We start from the raw sequence: 559 nt of genomic DNA on the forward strand, positions 1-559 counted from the left end.
TTACTCCAGAAGCGGCGACAAGCAAGGGGATTGCACCTGACCAGATTAGTTCTGTATTGGCTCGATTTGGTAACGCCCCAAAGTTAGAAGTCAAAATGGTGAAACGTTTGTTAAGCAAATTTGTAGACGAATTGGAAACATTGGAAAAGCAAATTGAATTACGAGAAATTGAAGAGTCGGCCCAATCGTTCAAAGTCAGGTTGAAGGCGCAAGAAGCGCAAATGCGGACCAGGGAGTTTGCACGGGCCGAACAACTAAGGTGTGAAAGTCAAGAAAACTTACATAAGTGGCATGTGACAGATCCGGAAACGGTTCTAAGAAAAATTGAATCCAAGGAGCTGCTGACGTTACCAGATTTCCTTAAATACAGAGGAATTAGTAAACGATCAGTTAAAACTGCGATGACATGGGGTCGTATGTTTTGTATAACTGGACCGGATGGAGTGGACTACTATCCCGCTATTTTTGCTGATTCTAGTGACTACATAAGGCAGTGCTTAGGAAAAGTTTGCCAAGTTCTAGGAAATATTCCCGCTTATGCAAAATATCAATTTTTGAC

Annotated in this window: 1 protein-coding gene; it reads left to right on the plus strand. The window is 42.0% G+C overall.

What is annotated here, in order from left to right; translation table 11 throughout:
* A partial coding sequence (locus JK635_RS15180; RefSeq protein ID WP_202654808.1) for a hypothetical protein occupies positions 1-559 on the plus strand: 559 nt, incomplete at both ends.

This window comes from Neobacillus paridis (assembly GCF_016765675.1).
Taxonomy (GTDB): domain Bacteria; phylum Bacillota; class Bacilli; order Bacillales; family Cytobacillaceae; genus Neobacillus; species Neobacillus paridis.